Annotated in this window: 17 protein-coding genes; 7 read left to right on the plus strand and 10 right to left on the minus strand. The window is 68.0% G+C overall.

The genetic code is table 11. The features are described 5' to 3' along the window. Positions 1–18 precede the first annotated feature (18 nt). From DJ029_RS06125 to DJ029_RS06140, 4 genes are all read right to left on the minus strand, one after another. Positions 19–585 carry a sarcosine oxidase subunit gamma gene (locus tag DJ029_RS06125; protein WP_112321481.1) on the minus strand — a complete coding sequence of 189 codons (567 nt, stop codon included), beginning with the start codon at positions 583–585 and terminating at the stop codon, positions 19–21. Beyond that, a complete protein-coding gene (locus DJ029_RS06130) occupies positions 578–3,601 on the minus strand; it encodes a sarcosine oxidase subunit alpha family protein (RefSeq protein WP_112321482.1) in 3,024 nt (1,007 codons plus the stop codon). Before DJ029_RS06130 ends, DJ029_RS06125 begins: the two co-directional genes overlap by 8 nt. Beyond that, the gene (locus tag DJ029_RS06135) at positions 3,598–3,921 is read right to left on the minus strand and encodes a sarcosine oxidase subunit delta (protein WP_112321483.1); all 324 of its coding nucleotides are present in this window, start codon (positions 3,919–3,921) and stop codon (positions 3,598–3,600) included. The genes DJ029_RS06130 and DJ029_RS06135 overlap by 4 nt, the downstream gene beginning before the upstream one ends. Positions 3,922–4,630: 709 nt before the next feature. Then, entirely contained in the window at positions 4,631–5,878 is a 1,248-nt protein-coding gene (locus DJ029_RS06140; RefSeq protein WP_112321484.1) for a sarcosine oxidase subunit beta family protein, read from the minus strand. A gap of 190 nt (positions 5,879–6,068) precedes the next feature. On the opposite strand from DJ029_RS06140, the gene ccmI reads away from it, so the two are divergent. The 4 genes from ccmI (at position 6,069) to betC (ending at position 9,630) form a co-directional block, all read left to right on the plus strand. Beyond that, entirely contained in the window at positions 6,069–7,289 is a 1,221-nt protein-coding gene (gene ccmI, locus DJ029_RS06145) for a c-type cytochrome biogenesis protein CcmI (protein ID WP_112321485.1), read from the plus strand. Beyond that, the gene (gene ruvX / locus DJ029_RS06150) at positions 7,286–7,777 is read left to right on the plus strand and encodes a Holliday junction resolvase RuvX (protein ID WP_112321486.1); all 492 of its coding nucleotides are present in this window, start codon (positions 7,286–7,288) and stop codon (positions 7,775–7,777) included. The genes ccmI and ruvX overlap by 4 nt, the downstream gene beginning before the upstream one ends. Beyond that, positions 7,767–8,003, plus strand: coding sequence for a DUF1289 domain-containing protein (locus DJ029_RS06155; RefSeq protein WP_112321487.1), 237 nt, complete (start codon positions 7,767–7,769; stop codon positions 8,001–8,003). Before ruvX ends, DJ029_RS06155 begins: the two co-directional genes overlap by 11 nt. Before the next feature lie 118 nt (positions 8,004–8,121). Beyond that, on the plus strand, positions 8,122–9,630 hold the full coding sequence (gene betC / locus DJ029_RS06160) for a choline-sulfatase (RefSeq protein ID WP_112321488.1): 1,509 nt from the start codon (positions 8,122–8,124) through the stop codon (positions 9,628–9,630). A 4-nt stretch (positions 9,631–9,634) separates the two neighbouring features. Here the strand turns inward: betC and DJ029_RS06165 are convergent, their stop codons facing one another. Genes DJ029_RS06165 through DJ029_RS06180 form a run of 4 tightly spaced genes read right to left on the minus strand, consistent with a single transcriptional unit; the run spans position 9,635 to position 13,216 of the window. After that, positions 9,635–10,459 carry an N-acyl homoserine lactonase family protein gene (locus DJ029_RS06165; RefSeq protein ID WP_112321489.1) on the minus strand — a complete coding sequence of 275 codons (825 nt, stop codon included), beginning with the start codon at positions 10,457–10,459 and terminating at the stop codon, positions 9,635–9,637. Continuing rightward, positions 10,456–11,118, minus strand: a complete 663-nt coding sequence (locus tag DJ029_RS06170; RefSeq protein ID WP_112321490.1) for a GntR family transcriptional regulator — start codon at positions 11,116–11,118, stop codon at positions 10,456–10,458. The genes DJ029_RS06165 and DJ029_RS06170 overlap by 4 nt, the downstream gene beginning before the upstream one ends. Beyond that, positions 11,115–12,137, minus strand: coding sequence for a Gfo/Idh/MocA family protein (locus DJ029_RS06175; protein ID WP_112321491.1), 1,023 nt, complete (start codon positions 12,135–12,137; stop codon positions 11,115–11,117). Before DJ029_RS06175 ends, DJ029_RS06170 begins: the two co-directional genes overlap by 4 nt. Then, complete coding sequence (locus DJ029_RS06180) at positions 12,134–13,216, minus strand: isocitrate/isopropylmalate dehydrogenase family protein (protein ID WP_112321492.1); 1,083 nt, start codon at positions 13,214–13,216, stop codon at positions 12,134–12,136. Before DJ029_RS06180 ends, DJ029_RS06175 begins: the two co-directional genes overlap by 4 nt. 78 nt (positions 13,217–13,294) lie before the next feature. Here DJ029_RS06180 and DJ029_RS06185 point away from each other — a divergent pair, with 78 nt between their 5' ends. Beyond that, positions 13,295–13,585, plus strand: a complete 291-nt coding sequence (locus DJ029_RS06185) for a putative quinol monooxygenase (RefSeq protein WP_112321493.1) — start codon at positions 13,295–13,297, stop codon at positions 13,583–13,585. 10 nt (positions 13,586–13,595) lie between these two features. Here the strand turns inward: DJ029_RS06185 and DJ029_RS06190 are convergent, their stop codons facing one another. Together DJ029_RS06190 and DJ029_RS06195 are read right to left on the minus strand one after the other, a co-directional pair. Further along, on the minus strand, positions 13,596–14,354 hold the full coding sequence (locus DJ029_RS06190) for a gamma-glutamyl-gamma-aminobutyrate hydrolase family protein (protein WP_112321494.1): 759 nt from the start codon (positions 14,352–14,354) through the stop codon (positions 13,596–13,598). A 168-nt stretch (positions 14,355–14,522) separates the two neighbouring features. Beyond that, on the minus strand, positions 14,523–16,673 hold the full coding sequence (locus DJ029_RS06195) for a malate synthase G (protein ID WP_112321988.1): 2,151 nt from the start codon (positions 16,671–16,673) through the stop codon (positions 14,523–14,525). A gap of 238 nt (positions 16,674–16,911) precedes the next feature. Here DJ029_RS06195 and pepN point away from each other — a divergent pair, with 238 nt between their 5' ends. Both pepN and DJ029_RS06205 read left to right on the plus strand, forming a co-directional pair. Next, entirely contained in the window at positions 16,912–19,509 is a 2,598-nt protein-coding gene (gene pepN, locus DJ029_RS06200; protein ID WP_112321495.1) for an aminopeptidase N, read from the plus strand. Between the two features lie 372 nt (positions 19,510–19,881). Beyond that, a complete protein-coding gene (locus DJ029_RS06205; RefSeq protein ID WP_157966279.1) occupies positions 19,882–20,250 on the plus strand; it encodes a hypothetical protein in 369 nt (122 codons plus the stop codon). Positions 20,251–20,268: the final 18 nt, after the last annotated feature.

The raw sequence follows: 20,268 nt of genomic DNA on the forward strand, positions 1-20,268 counted from the left end.
AGCCCGGGCTCCGCTGGATCAGAAGTGCCCCGGCAGGCTGCCGGGCGCGGATGCCGCCACCAGCCAGTCGAAGACGAAGCCGCCGACAGAGCGGAAACATACCACCTCGAAGGTCTCTGGCCCGGTCATCCAGAACGCGGCCGCCACCTGGCCCAGCCGCGTGCGCCGGACCATGCCGGGCCCGAAGGCGGCGGGCGACAGGTCCACCGGCGCGCCCTTGGCCAGCACCTCGCGCGCGCCCGCCCCGGACAGGCGGATCACCGCGCGGGCGTCCGAGACGTTCGCGCACAAGACATGCGCATCACCTAGTGCCGTGCGCAGGGCCGAGACCCTTTCCTCGGCTTCGGCATGAGGCACCAGGATCAACATCTCGTCCGGCGCCATCCAGACCAGGCCCCGTTCCGCGTCCAGCCGCGTCTCGCGCTGGCCGGGGATGTCGAGGCCCGTCACATCCCGTACCGCCGCGCGCAGCGCCGCGTCACACAGGTCGCCCCGCAGGGTGATCATGCCGCGCAGGCCCGCGTCCTCGACCCGCACCGCGCCGTCGTATGCCGCGCCTCCCAGCGCCGAGACCGCCTCAGACATTCTGCCGCTCCCCGTCCTTGTCCAGGAACACCGGGTCCACCACCCGCGCCCGGATTGTCACGCCCTTGTCCACCGGGAACTCCAGCACCTCTCCCATGCGCCCCGCGCCGCCCTTGATCAGCGCCATGGCGATGGAACGCCCCAGCGTGGGTGAGAAATGGGTCGAGGTGACATGCCCGATCATGTTCGCCATCCCGTTCGCCAGCCTCGCGCCCTCCACCGCGTGGGCCCCGTCGGGCAGGACCGTGCGCGGCTCCAGCGTTTCCAGGCCGACAAGCTGCTTGCGGTCCGGGCGCACCAGGTCGGCGCGCTCCATCGCGCGTTTGCCGATGAAGTCCGCCTTCTTCTTGGACACCGCCCAGCCCAGGTTCAGGTCGTGGGGCGTGACGGTGCCGTCGGTTTCGTCCCCGATCATGATGAAGCCCTTCTCGGCGCGCATCACGTGCAGCGCCTCTGTGCCATAGGGCTGGATGCCCAGGTCTGCGCCCGCTTCCAGGCAGGCCAGCCAGAACGCCAGCCCTTGCCCTGCGGGCACCGCGATCTCGAAGCTCAACTCGCCCGAGAAGCTGATGCGATGCACCCGTGCCGCGATGCCGCCAAGCGTGCCTTCAGCAAACCCCATGAACGGCAGCACCTCGCGGGAAACGTCCATCCCGCCCAAGCGTTCGAGCACCTCGCGCGCTTTCGGGCCGACGACGGCGATCTGCGCGTATTGCTCGGTCAGGTTGGCGGTGAACACCGCCAGGTCCCACCACTCGGTCTGCAACCACTCCTCCATCCACACATGAACCCGGTCCGACCCGCCCGACGTGGTGTGGCAAAGGAAGCTGTCCTCGGACAGGCGCGCGACCACGCCGTCATCGAAAAGGAAGCCGTTTTCCGTGCACATCAGCCCGTAGCGGCATCGCCCCGGCTTCAGGCTGCTCATCATGTTGGTGTAGACGAGGTCGAGGAATCGCGCCGCGTCCGGCCCTTTGACCAGGATCTTGCCAAGGGTCGAGGCATCGAGCAGGCCGACGTTCCTGCGCGTGTTCAGGATTTCCCGCGTGACGGCGTCAGCCGTGCTTTCGCCCGCGCGGCGCAGCGCGTAGGGCCGCCGCCAGTCGGCCACCGGTTCCCACACCGCGCCGTTCGCGTCGAGCCAGCCGTCGATCGGCGTCTTGCGGGTCGGCTTGAACAGGGGCCCCCGCGCCTCGCCCCCGATCACACCAAGCGATATCGGCGTGTAGGGCGGGCGGAACGTCGTGGTGCCGGTCTGCGGGATCGGCTGGCCCAGCGCATCCGACAGGATGGCCAGCCCGTTGATGTTGCTGAGCTTTCCCTGATCCGTGGCCATGCCCAGAGTGGTGTAGCGCTTTGCGTGTTCGACGCTCTCGAACCCCTCGCGCGCGGCAAGCTGGACGTCCGAGACCTTCACATCGTTCTGGAAATCCAGGAACGCCTTGCTGCGGTGCGCGATATCCGCGCCCTGGGGCATCAGCCAGACCGGGGCCATCGGCCCCTGCGCCGGGGCCTCGACCGCTGCCACTTTGCCGGGATCGCGGGGCTCATGGCCCAGGGCCATGGCTGCCGCCGCGCCCTGTTCTGCGCCCGAGGCGAGCGCGTCGCCCGCCATCAGCGCGCCTGCCGCCGCCCCGGCGGCCAGCGCGAACCCCTGCCCGTCGGCCCCGGTGGGCGGGAGGTCGGGATCTGGGGCGAACATCGCGTTATCTGCGTCCCAGGCCAGCTTGCCCCCGCAATGGGACCACAGGTGCACCACAGGCGACCATCCCCCGGACATGGCGAGCGCATCGCAGGGAATGGTTTCCAGCGCGGTGCCCTCGCCCGCCTGGTCGCAGACCTCGACGGCCTGCACATGGGTCTTGCCGTTGACACTGGCCACCGCCTTGCCCGTTTCCACCCGTATGCCGGCGGACCGCGCGGCATCGATCAGCGGCCCGGCGGGCGCGGCGCGCGCGTCCAGAATGGCCGGCACGTTCAACCCCGCGCCCACCAGCGCCAGGGCGGTCTGGTACGCATCGTCGTTGTTCGTGACGACAACCGTGCGGTCCCCCGGGCTGACGCCGTAAAGCGCAACATAGTCCCGCACGGCAGAGGCCAGCATCACGCCCGGCATATCGTTGCCCGCAAAGGACAGGGGCCGCTCGATCGCGCCGGTGGCGGTGATGATGCGCCCGGCCCGGATGCGCCACAAGCGGTGGCGCGGGCCATCGGCCCCCGGTGCATGGTCCGTCAGCCGCTCGTTGGCCAGCACGTAGCCATGGTCATAGACACCCGCCCCCATCGTCCGGTTGCGCAGCTCGACGTTCTCCATCGCGCGCAGCGCCGAGAGTTTGCCAGCCACCCAATCCGGCCCGCTTTGCCCGTCGATGGTCATGTCGTCCACCAGCGCGCGCCCGCCCCAGTGCGCCGCCTGCTCGATCAGCAGCACCCTGGCCCCTGCCGCGCCCGCCGCCTCTGCCGCCGCAAGCCCGGCCATACCGCCGCCGATCACCAGCACGTCGGTGTAGACGTAGAAATGCTCGTAGGTGTCGGGGTCGCGCGCGTCCCTGTCCGGTGCGGGGCCGAGCCCGGCGGACTTGCGGATCACCGGCTCGAACACGTGCTTCCACGCGGCGCGGGGATAGAGGAACGTCTTGTAATAGAAGCCCGCCGGCAGGAACCGCGAGAGTTTCGCGTTCACCGCGCCCACGTCGTACTCAAGGCTCGGCCAGTGGTTCTGGCTGCGCGCCTCGAGCCCGTCGAAAACCTCGGTCGTGGTGGCGCGCTGGTTCGGCTCCAGCGTGTCGCCGCTGCCGATGGTCAGAAGCGCGTTCGGCTCCTCCGCGCCGCTGGCGACGACGCCGCGCGGTCGGTGGTACTTGAAGGATCGCCCCATCAATGTCTGGCCATTGGCCAGCAGGGCCGAGGCCAGCGTGTCCCCTTCCGCGGCGCGCAGCTTGCGCCCGTTGAAGGTGATATAAAGGGGTTTCGCACGGTCGATCAGCAGACCGCCCCCCGGCAAACGCGCGCTCATTGATCCAACTCCCAATCGGGGCGGCGCGCCTTGATGGCAGCGACGATATCGTCGGGCACGCTCGAGGTCTGCGCGGTGTAGGTGCCGAACACCTCCAAAGTCTGAGTGCATCGCGCCGCGTGGAACCACTTACCGCAGCCAAAGGCGTGGCGCCACCGCTCGAAGTGCACGCCGCGGGGGTTCTTGCGCTGGAACAGGTAGTCGCGGAACGCCGCATCATCCGCCCCCGGCCCCATGCGCTTGAGATGCGCTTCGCCGCCCGGGGCGAACTCGGTTTCCTCGGCGGTGACACCGCAGTTCGGACAGGTGAGGGACAGCATCAGGCAACGCTCCGACGGCTTGGGGTGAAGGGGGCGCGGCTTCGGGGGATCGCGCGCGTCATTCTGATTCCCTCGCCCGCGCCCGAAACCGCGCGAACAGGCCGCGGAGTCGCGGCCCCGAGCGGCCCACGACCGGAAATGACCTTCATGCGGTCATTTTTCCGCCAAGATTGCGCAATCGGCCCACGCGCGAGGGTCGCGACCAGTTTGCGCGTCAAATCATGCACTTCCAAAGGCATTCCCGCGCGGGTACTTGGCGTGGCGCGCCGAATACCCGGCGGAGGCGCGGAAAAACTGTAACGAAAGTAACAGCAGGCCCGCTCAGATTGAGTTAAATCCCGATTTAGGCTATCATAGCTTGTGTAATGAGTAAGGTGTTCAGCTTGGGGGGCGAGCATATGAGTACCGATAACAGATTGGTGGAGGACATTGTAAATCTGTCCGCGCGCGCCAAAGAATTCGTGGGGGAATTTCTTTACGCGCCACTTGGTATCGAGTCGTCCGAAACTCTTAACGCAATCACCCTCTACGCGGTGTTGGGGTGTCTTTCTTATATCACCTACCGCGTGTCCCGTTCGGAGCCTCGCACCCGACGGAGGTACCATGGTAGCGATTTCGGCGACCGCCGGAACGTATGAGTTCAGCGAACTGAGGGCCGGGGCGCAGATCTGCACCCCGGCCCGACTGTGACTGCACACCCCGCCATCCATCAGTGAGCCACCGCCGCGGCGACGCTTTCGTCGATCATCCGCCCTTCCGTGAAGCGATCCAGGCTGAAGGGCGCCGCCAGGGCCCGCGGCGCGCCGTCGGCCAGCATTTCCGCCGTCGCCCAGCCGGAGCCGGGGATCGCCTTGAACCCGCCCGTGCCCCAGCCGCAGTTGATGAACACGCCCGGCACCGGCGTGGTCCCGATGATGGGTGAGCGATCCCCGGTCATGTCCACGATCCCGCCCCACTGGCGCAGCATCTTCAGGCGCGAGATCAGCGGGAACGTCTCGATCAGCGCGCGCACCGTCTCCTCGATATGCTGGAAGGAACCGCGCTGGGTGTAGTTGTTGTAGCCGTCCGCGCCACCGCCGATCACCAGCTCTCCCTTGTCGGACTGGCTCATGTAGCCGTGCACGGTGTTGGCCATGACTACGCAATCCAGCACCGGCTTGATCGGTTCGCTGACCAGGGCCTGCAAGGCGACCGATTCCACCGGCAGGCGGAAGCCCGCCATTTCGGCCAGCACACCGGAGGAGCCGGCCACGACGACGCACAGCTTCTTGCAGCGAATCGCCCCTTTGCTCGTCTGGACGCCGGTGACGCCGGTGGCGTCGCGGTCCACGCCCGTCACCGCGCACTGCTGGATGATATCCACGCCCAGGTCAGACGCCGCGCGCGCATAGCCCCAGGCCACCGCGTCGTGCCGGGCGGTGCCGCCGCGCGCCTGCCACAACCCGCCCAGCACCGGGTAGCGCGGGCCGTCGATGTTGATGATGCCGACGATGTCCTTCACCCGGCGCGGGCTGACCATTTCAGACGCGATCCCCGCCAGGCGGTTCGCATGGGCGGTGCGTTTCCAGGCGCGAAGCTCATGCTCGGTCTGGGCCAGCATCATCACGCCGCGCGGGCTGAACATGATGTTGTAGTTCAGCTGCTGGCTCAGTGTTTCGTAAAGCGCGCGGGACTTCTCGAAGATCGCCGCGCTGGAATCCTGAAGGTAGTTCGAGCGGATGATCGTGGTGTTTCGCCCGGTGTTGCCACCGCCCAGCCAGCCCTTTTCCAGAACCGCCACGTTGCGGATGCCGTGGTTCTTCGCCAGGTAATAGGCCGTCGCCAGCCCATGCCCCCCGGCGCCCACGATGATCACCTCGTAGGCGTCCTTTGGCGCGGGCGAGCGCCAGGCCCTTTCCCAGCCTGCGTGATGGCGGGCCGCTTCACGGGCAAGCGCAAAGACCGAATAGCGTTTCATCTGGACAGATCTTCCCTCGAATCCGGGGCTCTGAAAGCCTAGCGCCGTTTTGAACCACCGGCAACGAACGGTCCGCACATGGAGCGGCACAACGCCCGCCATTCGCGACATAGTGCGCCCCACGTTTTCTTGCGTTGCGGTGGCCAAGCCCGGCCTGTTATGCCGAAGCGACCGAGCAGGAGCAGTACACGTGTTATTCTGGGCCATTGCCCTTCTGATCAGCCTTTTGACCGCCGGCGTTCTGCTGCGCGGCCTTGTCCGCAATACCCCCGCCGCCGAGGCGGGCGATACCAGCGTCAGCGTCTACAAGGACCAGCTGGCCGAGGTGGAAAGCGACCTCGCCCGCGGCGTGTTGAGCGAAAGCGAGGCTGACAGCCTGCGCACCGAGGTTTCGCGCCGCCTGATCGCCGCCGCCGATGCCGCGGCCGCCGCGCCGCGCCCCGCGCCCACCGGGGCGAACCGCGCGATGGCGCTGCTGGTCGCCCTGCTGGTGCTGGGCGGCGGGCTTGCGCTTTATGCGTTCCTCGGCGCGCCTGGCGCGCGGGACATGCCGCTCGACCAGCGGCTGGCGGAAAACGCCGCGCGCTACGCCGCCCGCCCGCCGCAGGCGGAAGTGCGCGCGATGCTGGTGGAAAACGGCACGGTGCAGAACGCCCCGGTCCCCGAGGAACAGGCCGCGCTGCTCGAGCAGCTGCGGGATGTCCTGGCGACCCGGCAGGACGATCTGACCGGCCACCGGCTTCTGGCCGACACGTTGGCGCGGCTTGGCCAATGGCCCGAGGCGGCCGAGGCGCAGGCCGACGTGCTGCGCATCCTGGGCGCCGACGCCACGGGGCGCGATCACGCCGACCTGGCCGAGTTCCTGATCTTCGCGGTCAACGGCTACGTCTCCCCCGAGGCGGAGCAAGCCCTTGTGACGACGCTGGAAAAGGATCCGAGGAACCCGCGCGGGCGCTACTACTCGGGCCTTGGCGCGATGCAGGCGGGCCGGATCGACATCACCTATGATTTGTGGACGCGGCTTCTGGCTGAGGGCCCGGCGAACGCGCCCTGGGTGCAGGCCATTCGTGGCCAGATCGCGGATGTCGCGCTGGCCGCCGGGCGTCCCGTGCCCGAGGCTGCCGCGCCGTCCGCGGGCCCCTCGGCCGAGGATATCGCCAATGCCGCCGACCTCGCCCCCGAGGATCGCGACGCGATGGTCCGCTCCATGGTCGCGCGCCTGTCCGACCGCCTCGCGACCGAGGGCGGCCCCGCCTCTGACTGGGCGCGGCTGATCCGCGCCTACGGTGTCCTCGGGCAGCGGGCCGACGCCAGCCGCATCTGGAACGAGGCAGCCGAGGTCTTCGCCGACTCGCCCGCCGACCTGTCGATCCTGCGTCAGGCCGCGCGCGATGCGGAAGTCGTGCAATGATCACCGACGACGCCGCCGAATTCGCCGCGGCCCTGCCCGCATCGGGCCCGCTTCTGGCGCTGGACCTGGGGACCAAGACCATCGGCCTGGCGCTGTCGGACGTGCGGCGCACGATCGCCAGCCCCCACGCCACGCTGAAGCGGCGCAAGTTCACGCTGGACGCCGAGGCGCTGGACAAGCTGATCGCGGAGCGCGGCGTCGTCGGGATCGTCCTTGGCCTGCCGCGCAACATGGACGGCTCCGAAGGGCCACGGGCGCAATCGACGCGGGCTTTCGCGCGCAACCTGGCCGCGCGGGGCGTTCCGGCGCAGCTGTTCTGGGACGAGCGCCTGTCCACGGTGGCTGCCGAGCGCGCGCTGCTCGAGGCGGACGCTTCCCGCAAACGCCGGGCGGAGATCATCGACAGCGTCGCCGCGAGCGTCATCCTGCAAGGCCTGCTCGACCGGCTCGGCCATCTCGCGCGGGAAGGGCAGACGCATGACGACTGACCCTGTCTGGCACCGCGCGGAGATCGAAAGCCCCTGCGTGAAGGTCTGCATGATCCATCCCGAAACCGGCTTGTGCGTCGGTTGCAAGCGCACCGCCGCCGAGATCACGGACTGGTCGCGCATGACCCCCGAATCCCGGCGCCAGATCATGGCCGGGCTCGACACCCGCCCCGCGGCGCCGGGCCGGCGTGGCGGGCGCGCCGCGCGCCGACGCGACAGGAACTGACCGGCGGTTGACGGCGGACTGACGGGCACCGGATCCGGCGCAAGGCCACGGCCCCTGCCCTTGCCATCGGGGCGGAAACCCTGTCCACTCCAGCGGAAAAGAAGCGGAGCACAGGCAGATGACGAACCAGCCGAACATCCTTGTCCTGATGGTCGACCAACTGAACGGAACGCTGTTTCCCGATGGTCCCGCGTCGTTTCTGCACACGCCCAACCTGCGCCGCCTGGCGGAACGCTCGGTGCGTTTCACGAACGCCTATACCGCGTCCCCGCTTTGCGCGCCGGGGCGGGCCAGCTTCATGTCCGGCCTGCTGCCGTCGCGCACGCGGGTCTATGACAACGCGGCCGAGTTCGTCTCCGACATTCCCACCTATGCGCATCATCTGCGCCGGGCGGGGTATTACACCTGCCTGTCGGGCAAAATGCATTTCGTCGGCCCCGACCAGCTGCACGGCTTCGAGGAACGCCTGACGACCGACGTCTACCCCGCCGATTTCGGATGGACGCCGGACTACCGCGCGCCGCATGAGCGGGTGGACTGGTGGTATCACAACCTCGGCTCGGTCACCGGGGCGGGCGTGGCGGAAATCACCAACCAGCTTGAATACGATGACGAGGTGGCCACCCTCGCCACCCAAAAGCTCTACCAGCTCAGCCGGGGGGCCGATCCCCGCCCCTGGGCGCTGACCGTCAGCTTCACCCACCCCCACGACCCCTATGTCGCGCGGCGCAAGTACTGGGATCTCTACCCCGATGCGCCGGGGGTCACGACGCCCGCGCTGGCGTTCGACGCGCTGGACCCGCATTCGCAGCGCATCCAGGTCGCCAACGATTACAAGAACTTCGACATCACCGCCGATCACGTCACCCGGGCCCGGCGCGGGTATTTCGCCAACGTCAGCTATATCGACGACAAGATCGGGGAGTTGCTGGACGTGCTGGACGCCACCCGCGCCGCCGATAACACAGTGATCCTGTTCGTGTCCGACCACGGCGACATGCTGGGCGAGAAGGGCCTGTGGTTCAAGATGAGCTTCCTCGAGGGGGCCGCGCGGGTGCCGCTGATGCTGTCCGCGCCGGGCCTGTCGCCCGGGCGCGTGACGACGCCGGTCTCCACCCTCGACGTGACGGCGACGTTGGGCGAAATCGCTGGGCTCGACCTCGGGGACATGGCGCCCTGGACGGAAGGCACATCGCTGTTGCCGGTCGCCGATGGCGCGGCGCGCGGGCCGGTGCCGCTGGAATACGCTGCCGAAGCCTCGGTCAGCCCGATGATCGCGCTGATCGACGAGGGCTTCAAGTATACCGCCTGCAAGGCCGATCCCGAGCAGCTGTTCGACCTTGCCGCCGACCCGGCCGAACTGACCAACTTTGCCCAGGATCCGGCGCAGGCCACCCGGGTGCAGCACTTCCGCACGCTGGCTGGCGCACGCTGGGACCTGGAGCGTTTCGACGCGGACGTGCGGGAAAGCCAGGCGCGGCGGCTGGTCGTCTATCCGGCGCTGCGCCGTGGCAACTACTACCCCTGGGACCACCAGCCGCTGGCCCGCGCGTCCGAGCGGTTCATGCGCAATCACATGGACCTGAACGTGCTGGAGGAAAGCCAGCGCTTCCCGCGCGGGGAATGATCGCTCAGCCCTGAAGCGCACGCCCGTCCGGGCCCATCACGCCCGGCTTCGGGTCAGCGTGCAGTGTGACGACGTTCCCGCCGGAGGTGCTCGGGTACAGGCGGCGCACCAGCGGGTCATGCCCCGGCACGATATGCGAGGGGGTGCCGCCAAGCGCCAGCAAGCGCTTGAAGCCGCTCAGCATATCGTCGAGATCGACCACGATAGGGAACGGCTTTCCGGTCAGGAAATTCTCATAATAATGGCTCGCGTCCGAGGCCAGGACGACCCAGCCGCGCCGGGTACGGACGCGCACCGCCTGAAGCCCCCGCGAATGGCCGCCGATCAGGTGAACCTCGACCCCCGGCGCGATTTCCGTTGAGCCGGACACGAAGCTGACCCGCCCCGCGAACAGCGCGCGCACCATGTCGCAGATATGTTCGCCCGTGAACGGCATCCTCAGCACGTCGTGGCACATGCAGGGGCCCGTGGCATAGGCCATCTCGGCTTCCTGCACGACCAGCCCGGCACCCGGAAAGGCCGCCAGCGCCCCGGCGTGATCGTAGTGGAGATGCGTCAGCACGACGGTTTCGATGCTTTCCGGGGCAATCCCGTGATCCGCCAGCATCCTTTCGGGCGGCGTCTCGATCGGGCGGTCGCGGCGCTGGCCCTCGGAGCGGTCGTAGCCGGTATCGACCAGGATCCGCCGCCCCTCGGATTCGAGCAGCCAGATGTAGTAATCCATGTCATGGGGCGCGGCGTGGTCGTCGTCGAAGAGGAAACTGTCGCGCCGCGTGCGCTGGTTCCGCTCGGCGTACTTGAAGGCCGTGATGTTCCAGGTATCGCTCATAACCCATCCTCCCCATGTGGCCCGAGCAGGCGGACCAGCGCCTTGCCCGCCGCGCGACGGTGGCGGCGGTGCAGCGCCTCGGCGGCGTCCGCCTCACCGTTCGCGATATGCGCCACCAGCCTGCGATGATCGAGGTTCGACGCCGCAAGATCGCGCCGCGCCGAAAGGGTCGCCATCCGGGCCCGGTGCACCTGATCCCACAGCGTCGCGATGATCCGGTCAAGGCGCGGGTTGCCCGCCAGCCCGATCAGGGCCGCGTGGAACGCCCGATCCGCGACCGCCCAGGCGGCCAGGTCGCCGCGCGCGAGGCAGGCGTCCATCTGCTCCACCGGGGCGATCAGCTGCTCCAGCTCTTCGGCGCTGAGGGCGCGTTCCGCCAGCATCCGCGCCGCGAAGGGTTCCAGCGCGGTCAGGATGTCATAGACATCCGCCATATCCTCGGCCGAGATCGGGCGGACGAGGATCCCGAGCCTCGGGCGGATCGTGACAAAGCCCTCGGCCTCCAGCCTGAGCGCCGCCTCGCGCAGGGGGGTGCGGCTGACGCCCAGCTCCTCGGCCAGGGATTGCTCCAGGTAGGACTGGCCCGCGCGCAGGCGGTTGTCCATCACCCGCGCCTTCAGCTCGGCATAGGCCCATTGAGTGCGCGTGGGCCCGCTCATGCCAGCACCTGCTTCGCACCGCTTTCGGCCGAGGCATAGAGCGCCGCCTCCACCTCCAGGTTGGCGATATAGTCCTCGGCCAGGGTTTCCAGCGGGCGCTGACCGGCCAGCCCGTCGATGACGTGGCGCTGAAAGTTTTCGACGCAGTTGCCGCCGAAATCGCGGTCCTGCCAATGGTAGCTATGCGCGCGCCAGTCCTGCGCTCCCCGCGGCCGCAGCCTGATGGCCCCGTCGCCGGTCAGGCGCAGCTCGCCCTCTGAGCCCTCCAGCTGGAACTCGCCCATGGTCAGGCGGTGGTTTTGCGCCGCGTGATCCAGCGTGCGGTCCCCGTCGAAAATGGCGCGGCTGCCCGCATCGTAGTCGAAGATCGCGATGCCGCTGTCCTCGCCCGCGATCACGGGGTTCATGGTCCTGAGGTCCGCGTAGACGGCGCGCGGCGGGCCGAACAGGAAGCGGAAGGTGTCGATGAAATGGATGCCGGTTTCGCGGATCAGAAACCGCGGCATCTGCCGGAAATAGGGCTGGCGGGACAGGTAGGCGTCCAGCCCCGCGCCATCGCCGGGCCGCAGGCTGAAGCGCGCCTGTACCAGGTGACCGAGTGTCCCTTGTGTCAGCAGGTTGCGGATCTCCCGGTACCAGGGTTGGAAGCGGAAATTTTCGTGGACGATCAGCGGAGTATCCAGGCTCAAGGAAAGGTCCCGTAGACGCTTGGCAGTGTCGAGGTCCGAGCCGAACGGTTTCTGGCAGATCACCGGCAGATTGGCGTTCAGGCACAGGGTGACCAGGCTTTCATGGGTCGCGGGCGGCGTCGCGATGTCGATCAGGTCCGCCGTATCGCTGCCGAGCAACGCGCCCAGGTCCGCGTAGCCGCGCGCGCCCGGGGCCGCCTTCAAGGCCGCCGCGCGCCTTTCGGCGTCAGGCTCGACGATGGCGACCAGCTCGGCCCCCGCGATCCGCTGCCAGGCCGCGATCTGGAACCCCGCGAAATACCCCGCGCCAACGACGGCAACCCGCCTCATGGCTGGCCGAGCGCGGCGATCACCGCATCCGCGCAGACCTCGGTGCTGGCGGTTCCGCCAAGGTCGCCCGTCAGGTCGCGCTGTTCCGCCAGCAGCCGGCCCACCGCCCCCTCGATATCCGAGGCCGCGAGTGCGAGCACGGGCATATCCTTCTCACCCGCCAGCCAGTCCAGCATCATCGCCCCCGACAGGATCATCGCCAGGGGATTGGCCACGCCCTGCCCCGCGATATCCGGCGCGGAGCCGTGGCAGGGCTGGAACACCGCCGCATCGTCCCCGATATCCGCCGACGGCGCTAGCCCGAGAGACCCGAGCAGCCCGGCACCGAGGTCCGAGAGGATGTCGCCGAACATGTTTTCGGTCACCAGCACATCGAAGTCCCAGGGCCGCTGGACCATCCACATCGCCATCGCATCCACGTAGGCGGTGTCCGTGGCAAGGCCGGGAAAGGCTTTCGCGCGCGCCTCGAAAATCTCGCGAAAGAACCAGAAGGCTCGGAACACGTTCGCCTTGTCCACGCAGGTGACGCGGCCAGGGCGGCCTTTCTGCGCGGCCCGCCGCTCGGCCAGGCGAAAGGTGAAGTCGAACAGCTTTTCCGAGGTCTTTCGCGTGATCCGCAGCAGCTCGGTCGCGTCATCCTCGGTGACGATGCCCTCGTTCATATGCGCGAACAGCCCTTCGGTGCTTTCGCGCACCAGCACGAAGTCGATCTCGCCCGCGCGAGGGCTGGCCAGGGGCGTCGGCGCACCGGGAAAGACGCGTACCGGGCGCACGCCCGCGTAAAGGCCAAGCCGGAAGCGCAGCTCGATCTGGGGCGTGATCTCGGTCCCGTCGGGCTTGCGGATCGCCGGCAGGCCCATGGCCGACAGCAGGATCGCATCCGCCGCCCGCGCCGCCGCGACGGATGCCTCGGGCAGCGCCTCGCCCGTCTTCTGATAGTGCCCCGCGCCCGCCGGGTGGCTTGCATAGGACAACGGCTCCGCCCCGCGGGCGGCCAGCGCGGCGTCAAGGACGCGCAGCGTCGGGGCCATGATCTCGGGGCCGATGCCGTCCCCCTCGAATACGCAGATGTTCAGCATTGGTGCGGCCCCTGTTGACTTCCGGCATAACGTATACGTTAATTCGGGATGGCTTCAAGTCATTGGAGGATGGGACCGATGTATGCTGTCATCGTCGATTGGATCGTGGCGGAAGCCGATGCGGCAAGCTTCGCGGACCTGGTCGAGGCGCAGGCCCGAAACTCATTGCGCTACGAGCCGGGCTGCCAGGTCTTCGACGTCTGCCAGGACCCGGAGGCGCCGGGGCATTTCATTCTGTACGAATTGTACGACGACAAGGCGGCTTTCACCGAGCATCTGGACAGCGCACATTTCAAGGCGTTCGACGAGGAGGTTGAGCCACTCACCCGCTCCAAGAGCGTTCAGACGATGGTGCGCATCGTCTACTGAAAACGGCCGGCTAGACCGCCTTTTCGACTGGGTGCCCGCTCAGCGCGCGGCCGAACGCCTCGAACAATGGGCGCGAGACGGGGTCCTGGTCGGCGTTCCATTCCGGGTGCCACTGCACGGCCATCGCGAAGCCGCGCGCCCCCTCGATATGGATCGCCTCGGGGGTGCCGTCGGGCGCGTGGCCCTCGATGATCACCCGCGCGCCGGGTTCCTCGATCCCCTGCCCGTGCAGCGTGTTGACCAGCACCTCCTCCGCCCCGAAGACCCGCGCGAAACGCCCGCCGGGGGTCAGGTGCACCTTGTGGCGAAGCGCGAACTTTTCCTCCAGCGTACCATCGGGGGGCATGCGGTGGTTCATCCGCCCCGGAAGGTCGCGGATCTCGGGGTGCAGGGTGCCGCCGAAGGCGACGTTCACTTCCTGGAAGCCCCGGCAGATGCCCAGCAGCGGCGTGCCACGCTCGACGCAGGCGCGGATCAGGGGCAGCACCAGGTTGTCCCGGTCCAGATCGAAGGTGCCATGCGCCTCCGTCGGTTCGTGACCGTAAAGCGAGGGGTGGACGTTCGGGCGCCCGCCGGTCAGCAGCACCCCGTCCACCGCGTCCAGAAGATCGGCGATATCGACGATTTCGGGCATGGCGGGGATCATCAGCGGCAAGGCCCCGGTCACACGGCCCACCGCTTCCAGGTTGGACCGGCCCACCGCCTGCGCGGGGTATTCGTCGTTCACCATGTGATGATTGCCGATGATGCCAACGACAGGCCGCGCCATGGGGACTCCTTTATCGCTCGGGTCGGGTTTCCCTTGAAGTAACCTTTTCGGAGGCGAAGAAAAAGCCCCGAGCGCGCGCGGACATGCAAACACCCGCCGGTGGTCCCGGCGGGTGCGTGTTTCGCTGTTCAAGGGGCAGCCGTCGCCGGGCGGGCCGGCGGGCCGTCCTCAGGCGGCCTTCAGCTTCAGGCGATAGGCGTGCAGCAGCGGCTCGGTATAGCCCGAGGGCTGCTCCGCTCCCTTCAGCACCAGGTCCAGCGCGGCGTTGAAGGCAAAACCGTCATAGCCCGGGGCCATCGGGGTGTAGGCCGGATCGCCCGCGTTCTGCCCGTCGACCACCTTCGCCATGCGCTGCATGACGGCGACGACCTCGTCTTTGCTGACGACACCATGATACAGCCAGTTCGCCATGTGCTGGGCACTGATCCGGCAGGTGGCGCGGTCTTCCATCAGGCCGACGTCATGGATGTCGGGCACCTTGGAACAGCCTATCCCCTGGTCGACCCAGCGCACCACGTAGCCGAGGATGCCTTGGGCGTTGTTTTCCAGTTCCGCCGTCACGTCCTCGGGCGCCCAGTTGGTGCCCGGTGCAGTGGGGATCGTCAGCAGGTCGGACAGCTTCGCGCGCTTGCCGCCCGCCGCGATTTCCTTCTGACGCTCCAGCACGTTCACCTTGTGGTAATGCGTCGCGTGCAGCGTGGCAGCGGTCGGGCTGGGCACCCAGGCGCAGGTGGCGCCCGCCTCGGGGTGGCCGATCTTGGCCTCCAGCATTTCCGCCATGCGATCCGGGATCGCCCACATGCCCTTGCCGATCTGCGCGCGGCCCGACAACCCGCAGGCCAGGCCCACGTCCACGTTGTTGTCCTCGTAGGCCGAGATCCAGGGCTGGGACTTCATCTCTCCCTTGCGGACCATCGGGCCGGCCGCCATGGAGGTGTGGATCTCGTCCCCGGTGCGATCAAGGAAGCCGGTGTTGATGAACACGACCCGGTGCTTCGCGGCGCGGATGCATTCCTTGAGGTTCACCGTGGTCCGGCGTTCCTCGTCCATTATGCCGATCTTGACGGTGTTCGCGGGCAGGCCCAGCGCGGCTTCGACGCGGGTGAAGATCTCGTCCGCGAAGGCGACCTCTTCGGGGCCGTGCATCTTGGGCTTCACGACATAGACCGATCCTTCGGTCGAGTTGCGCGGGCCGCCGGACTTCTTCAGGTCATGCATCGCGCAGAGCACGGTGCACATGGCGTCTAGCAGCCCTTCCGGCACCTCGGCGCCATCGGCGGTCAGGATGGCGGGCGTGGTCATCAGGTGGCCCACGTTGCGCACCAGCATCAGGCTGCGGCCCTTGACGGTACGGGTCGCACCATCGGGCGCGATGAAGTCGTAATCCGGGTTCAGGCGGCGGGTGATGGTGCGCTCGCCCTTCTGCACCTCTTCGGTCAGGTCGCCCTTCATCAGGCCCAGCCAGTTGGCATAGGCCAGTGCCTTGTCCGGCCCGTCCACGGCGGCGACGGAATCCTCGCAATCCATGATCGCGGAAATCGCCGCCTCAACGCGGACCGCGGCGATGTTGGCCGGATCGTCCTTGCCGATCATGTCGCCCGCGTCGATCACCACCTCGATCTTCAGCCCGTTGTTGCCGAGCAGGATGCGCGTCGTCCCGTCCCGCTCTGCATGGCCGAGGTACTGGTCGGGGTTCGCCAGCCCCGTCGCCGCGCCATCCACGGTCAGCGCCAGCGTCGCGCCGACGCCGATATCGCTCACATCGGCCCAGCTGCCGTTGGCCAGCGGCACCGCCTCGTCAAGGAAGCCCTTCGCCCAGGCGATCACGCGCGCGCCACGCTTGGCGTCGTAGCCACGCCCCTCGGGCAGGTCGCCCAGCGCGTCGGTGCCATAGAGCGCGTCGTAAAGGTTGCCCCAGCGCGCGTTCGCCGCGTTCAGCGCGTAGCGCGCGTTCATCACCGGTACGACCAGCTGCGGGCCGGGGGTGCTGCTGATCTCGGGATCGACGCCGGAGGTCTCGATCTGGAAATCCGGGCCCTCGGGCAGCAGGTAGCCGATGTCGCGCAGGAACGCCTCGTAGGCCTGCGCATCGTGGGGCTGGCCCTGATGCTCCTTGTGCCAGGCGTCGATCCGGGCCTGAAGCTCTTCGCGTTTCGCAAGCAGGGCCGCGTTCTTGGGGCTCAGGTCGCCCAGCAGCGAGGCGAGCGCGCCCCAGAAGCTTTCGGGGGCAACGCCCGAACCCGGCAGGGCGTCTTCCTCGAGAAAGCTGGCCAGCGTGGCCTCTACCTGCAGTCCTTCACGCGTTACCCGTGCCATGATGGCGTCCTCCTCTTTTTTGTATGTATGCAAATGTGCACATAGGCATTTCCGGACAAGCTTCTAGGCTGCGAAAAGGCGGGCATCAAGGGCATTGGCCGCGGACAGGAGCCGATTCCTGCCCGATCCGACGCGCCAGGGGCACGCCCGCGGCCCTGCTCCAGGGCCACCGGGGCTGCAAGCCTTCCCCCGGCAGGGGAAAGCCGCTAGCAACGAAGGGAACGGCTTTGAAGGACATTCCATGCGCACCGAAACCGCCCCGACCATCCGCCTGAAGGACTACACGCCGCCGGCCTACCTGGTGGACAGCGTTCACCTGACCTTCGCGCTGCACCCCACGGCAACCCGTGTGACTGCGCGGCTTGCGATGCGCGTGAACCCCGCCGCGGCCCCCGGGCAGGACCTGGCGCTGGATGGCGAGGCGATGGAGCTGATCTCCGCCGCGATCGACGGGGTGAAGGTTTCGCCAAACGTCACGAAGACCGGGCTTGTCCTGCCCGCCGCCGAGCTGCCCGGCGACAGTTTCGAATGGGTGTGCGAGACCGAGATCAGCCCCGAAACCAACACCGCGCTGGAAGGGCTCTACATGTCCAAGGGCATGTACTGCACCCAGTGCGAGGCCGAGGGCTTTCGCAAGATCACCTATTTCCCCGACCGCCCCGACGTGATGTCCGTCTACACCGTGCGGATCGAGGGGGAGCAGCCGGTGCTGCTGTCCAACGGCAATCCCACCGCGTCCGGCCCCGGCTGGGCGGAATGGCACGACCCGCATCCCAAGCCCAGCTACCTGTTCGCGCTGGTGGCCGGGGATCTCGTGTCCCACAACGACAGTTTCACCACCCGGTCGGGGCGGGATGTGGCACTGAAGATCTTCGTACGCCCCGGGGACGAGGGTCGCTGCGCCTACGCGATGGACGCGCTGAAACGCTCCATGAAATGGGACGAGGATGTCTACCGCCTGGAATACGACCTCGACCTGTTCATGATCGTCGCGGTGGACGACTTCAACATGGGCGCGATGGAGAACAAGGGGCTGAACATATTCAACTCCAAGTATGTCCTGGCCAGCCCCGAGACCGCGACAGACCTGGATTACGAGCTGATCGAGGGCATCATCGCCCATGAGTATTTCCACAACTGGACCGGCAACCGCATCACCTGCCGCGACTGGTTCCAGCTGTGCCTGAAGGAAGGGCTGACCGTCTATCGCGACCAGCAGTTCAGCGCCGACCAACGCTCAGCCCCGGTGCAGCGCATCGGCAACGTGGCCGCCCTGCGCGCCCGCCAGTTCCGCGAGGACGCCGGCCCCCTGGCCCACCCCGTGCGCCCCGAGGAATATATCGAGATCAACAATTTCTACACCGCCACCGTCTATGAAAAGGGGGCGGAGGTGATCGGCATGCTGCATTCCCTGATCGGGGATGAGGCCTATCACCGTGGCATGGACCGCTATTTCGAGGTGCACGACAACCAGGCCCTGACCATCGAGGACTGGATCGCCAACTTCGAAGCGGTGACGAACCGTGACCTGTCGCAATTCGCGCGCTGGTACGCGCAGGCGGGCACCCCCCGCGTCACCGTTGAGGAAGCCTGGGACGGCGCCACGCTGAAGCTGACGTTCCGCCAATCCACCCCGCCGACACCGGGCCAGCCCGAGAAATCCCCGCTGGTGCTGCCACTGGCGATCGGCGTGCTCTGGCCCGATGGCAGCGAGGCGATGGAGACCCGCCTGCTTGAGATCTCGGAAGCGGAGCAAACGGTGGAACTGGAACTGAACGATCGTCCAGTCAATGTCACCGGTGCGCCCATCCCCTCGATCAACCGCGGTTTTTCGGCCCCCATCATCCTGGAGCAGACCGTCGGCACGGAGCGCCACGCCTTCCTGCTGGCCCACGACACGGACCCGTTCAACCGCTGGGAATCGGGGCGCGCCTACCTGCGCGACATGCTGGTGCGCATGGTGCAGGACGCGGACCTCGCGCCCGACGCCGCGCTGCTCGACGGGTTGCTCGCGGTGCTGGACGACACCGCGCTCGACCCGGCGTTCAAGGCGCTGGCGCTCGGCTTTCCGTCGATCGACGACATCTTCCTGGATCTGCGCAAGACCGGCGCACGGCCCGATCCGCAGGTCATCTCGGATGCGCGCACGCGCCTCGACCGGGCGCTGGCGGCGCATGTTCCGGGCCTTGCCGACCGCCTCGGCCAGCTTGCGGTGCCCGGTCCCTACACACCGGATGCGGCGGCGGCGGGCAAGCGCGCGCTGTCGGGCCGGCTGCTCGGCCTTGTCAGCCGGCTGGAGCCTGACGCGGCAACGGCGCGGGCCACTTTCGCCGCAGCCGACAACATGACCCAGTCGATGCAGGCGCTGGAAATCCTGATCCGGGAAGGCCAGGCCAAGGACGCGCTGGCAAGCTTTCATCAGCGCTGGCAGGGCAACGCGGGCGTCATCGACAAGTGGTTTTCCGCGCAGGCCCGCGCGACCCCCGCGAAACAGGCGGTGGAGGCGGTGCGCGCCCTGACCGCCCACCCGGATTTCGACTACAAGACCCCGAACCGCTTCCGCGCGCTGATCGGCGGCTTCGCGGCCGGGAACGTCACCGGCTTCCACCGCGCCGACGGAGAGGGTTATCGCCTGCTCGCCGATTGGGTCGTGACGCTGGATCCGATCAACCCGCAGACGGCGGCGCGCATGGCCGGCCTTTTCGAAAGCTGGCGTCAGTACGACGAACCCCGCCAGGCGCTTATGCTCGCCCAGCTTCAGCGCATCGCGGACCTGCCGGGCCTGTCCAAGGACACCGGAGAGATCGTTTCGCGCATCCTCGACGCCCCGGCGGCCTAGCGCCGCCCAAAGCGACTCGCCCCTGCCGGACACCGGCGCGCCGCCCTTCGCGCGCGCTCCGGAAGGACCCCGCTGACGCAGCGGCCAGGGCCGAAAGGCCGCCGGCGCGCGCATCAGCTTGGCGCTGACGCACGGCAAGCGGCGCTGAGGCCCGTTGTTTTCCGGGCTTGCCTTGGTTTTGCGCATCTTGCCCCATTTGTGGCCCGATTGCCCAAAGCCCGGCATCGCCGCACCATATTGCCCCGCCAGAGTACACCGAGGTCAACAGGTTGGAGACGCCCGGAGCGCCGCGATACCAGCCCCCAGATGTGGAGTATGTAGATGAATGTGCAGGCAGCCATACCCGTCGGCGAACCGGTCCGGATCCGCCCGATGACAGAACTCGACGACCCCCGTATCGCCGCGAGCGGCATCCTCAACGCGCTGCTCGACATCGACGGCCACGTCACCCGGGAGCGCCAGAGCGCGGTGCTCGACACGCTTTCCAGGACCTTCCTGATCGATGACGAGGAAGCCCGCGAACTGGCCATCATGGGCGCCTGGATCGCCGCGCAGGCCGACTCCCCCGAGGAAGCCGTCTTCACCCTGAGCCGCCGCCTGCGCAACATGCGCGCCCCCGAAGCGCAAGCCGTCTCGGGCACCATGCGCGCGATGATCGACGTGGTCATGAGCGACGCGAACGGCAGGCTTTCCCGCCCGGTCCAGAACGCCCTGACCGCCGCCACTACAGGACACGCCTGATCCCGTTGCGCCCCGGGG

This window comes from Oceanibium sediminis (assembly GCF_003265325.1).
In the GTDB taxonomy this organism is placed as follows: domain Bacteria; phylum Pseudomonadota; class Alphaproteobacteria; order Rhodobacterales; family Rhodobacteraceae; genus Halovulum; species Halovulum sediminis.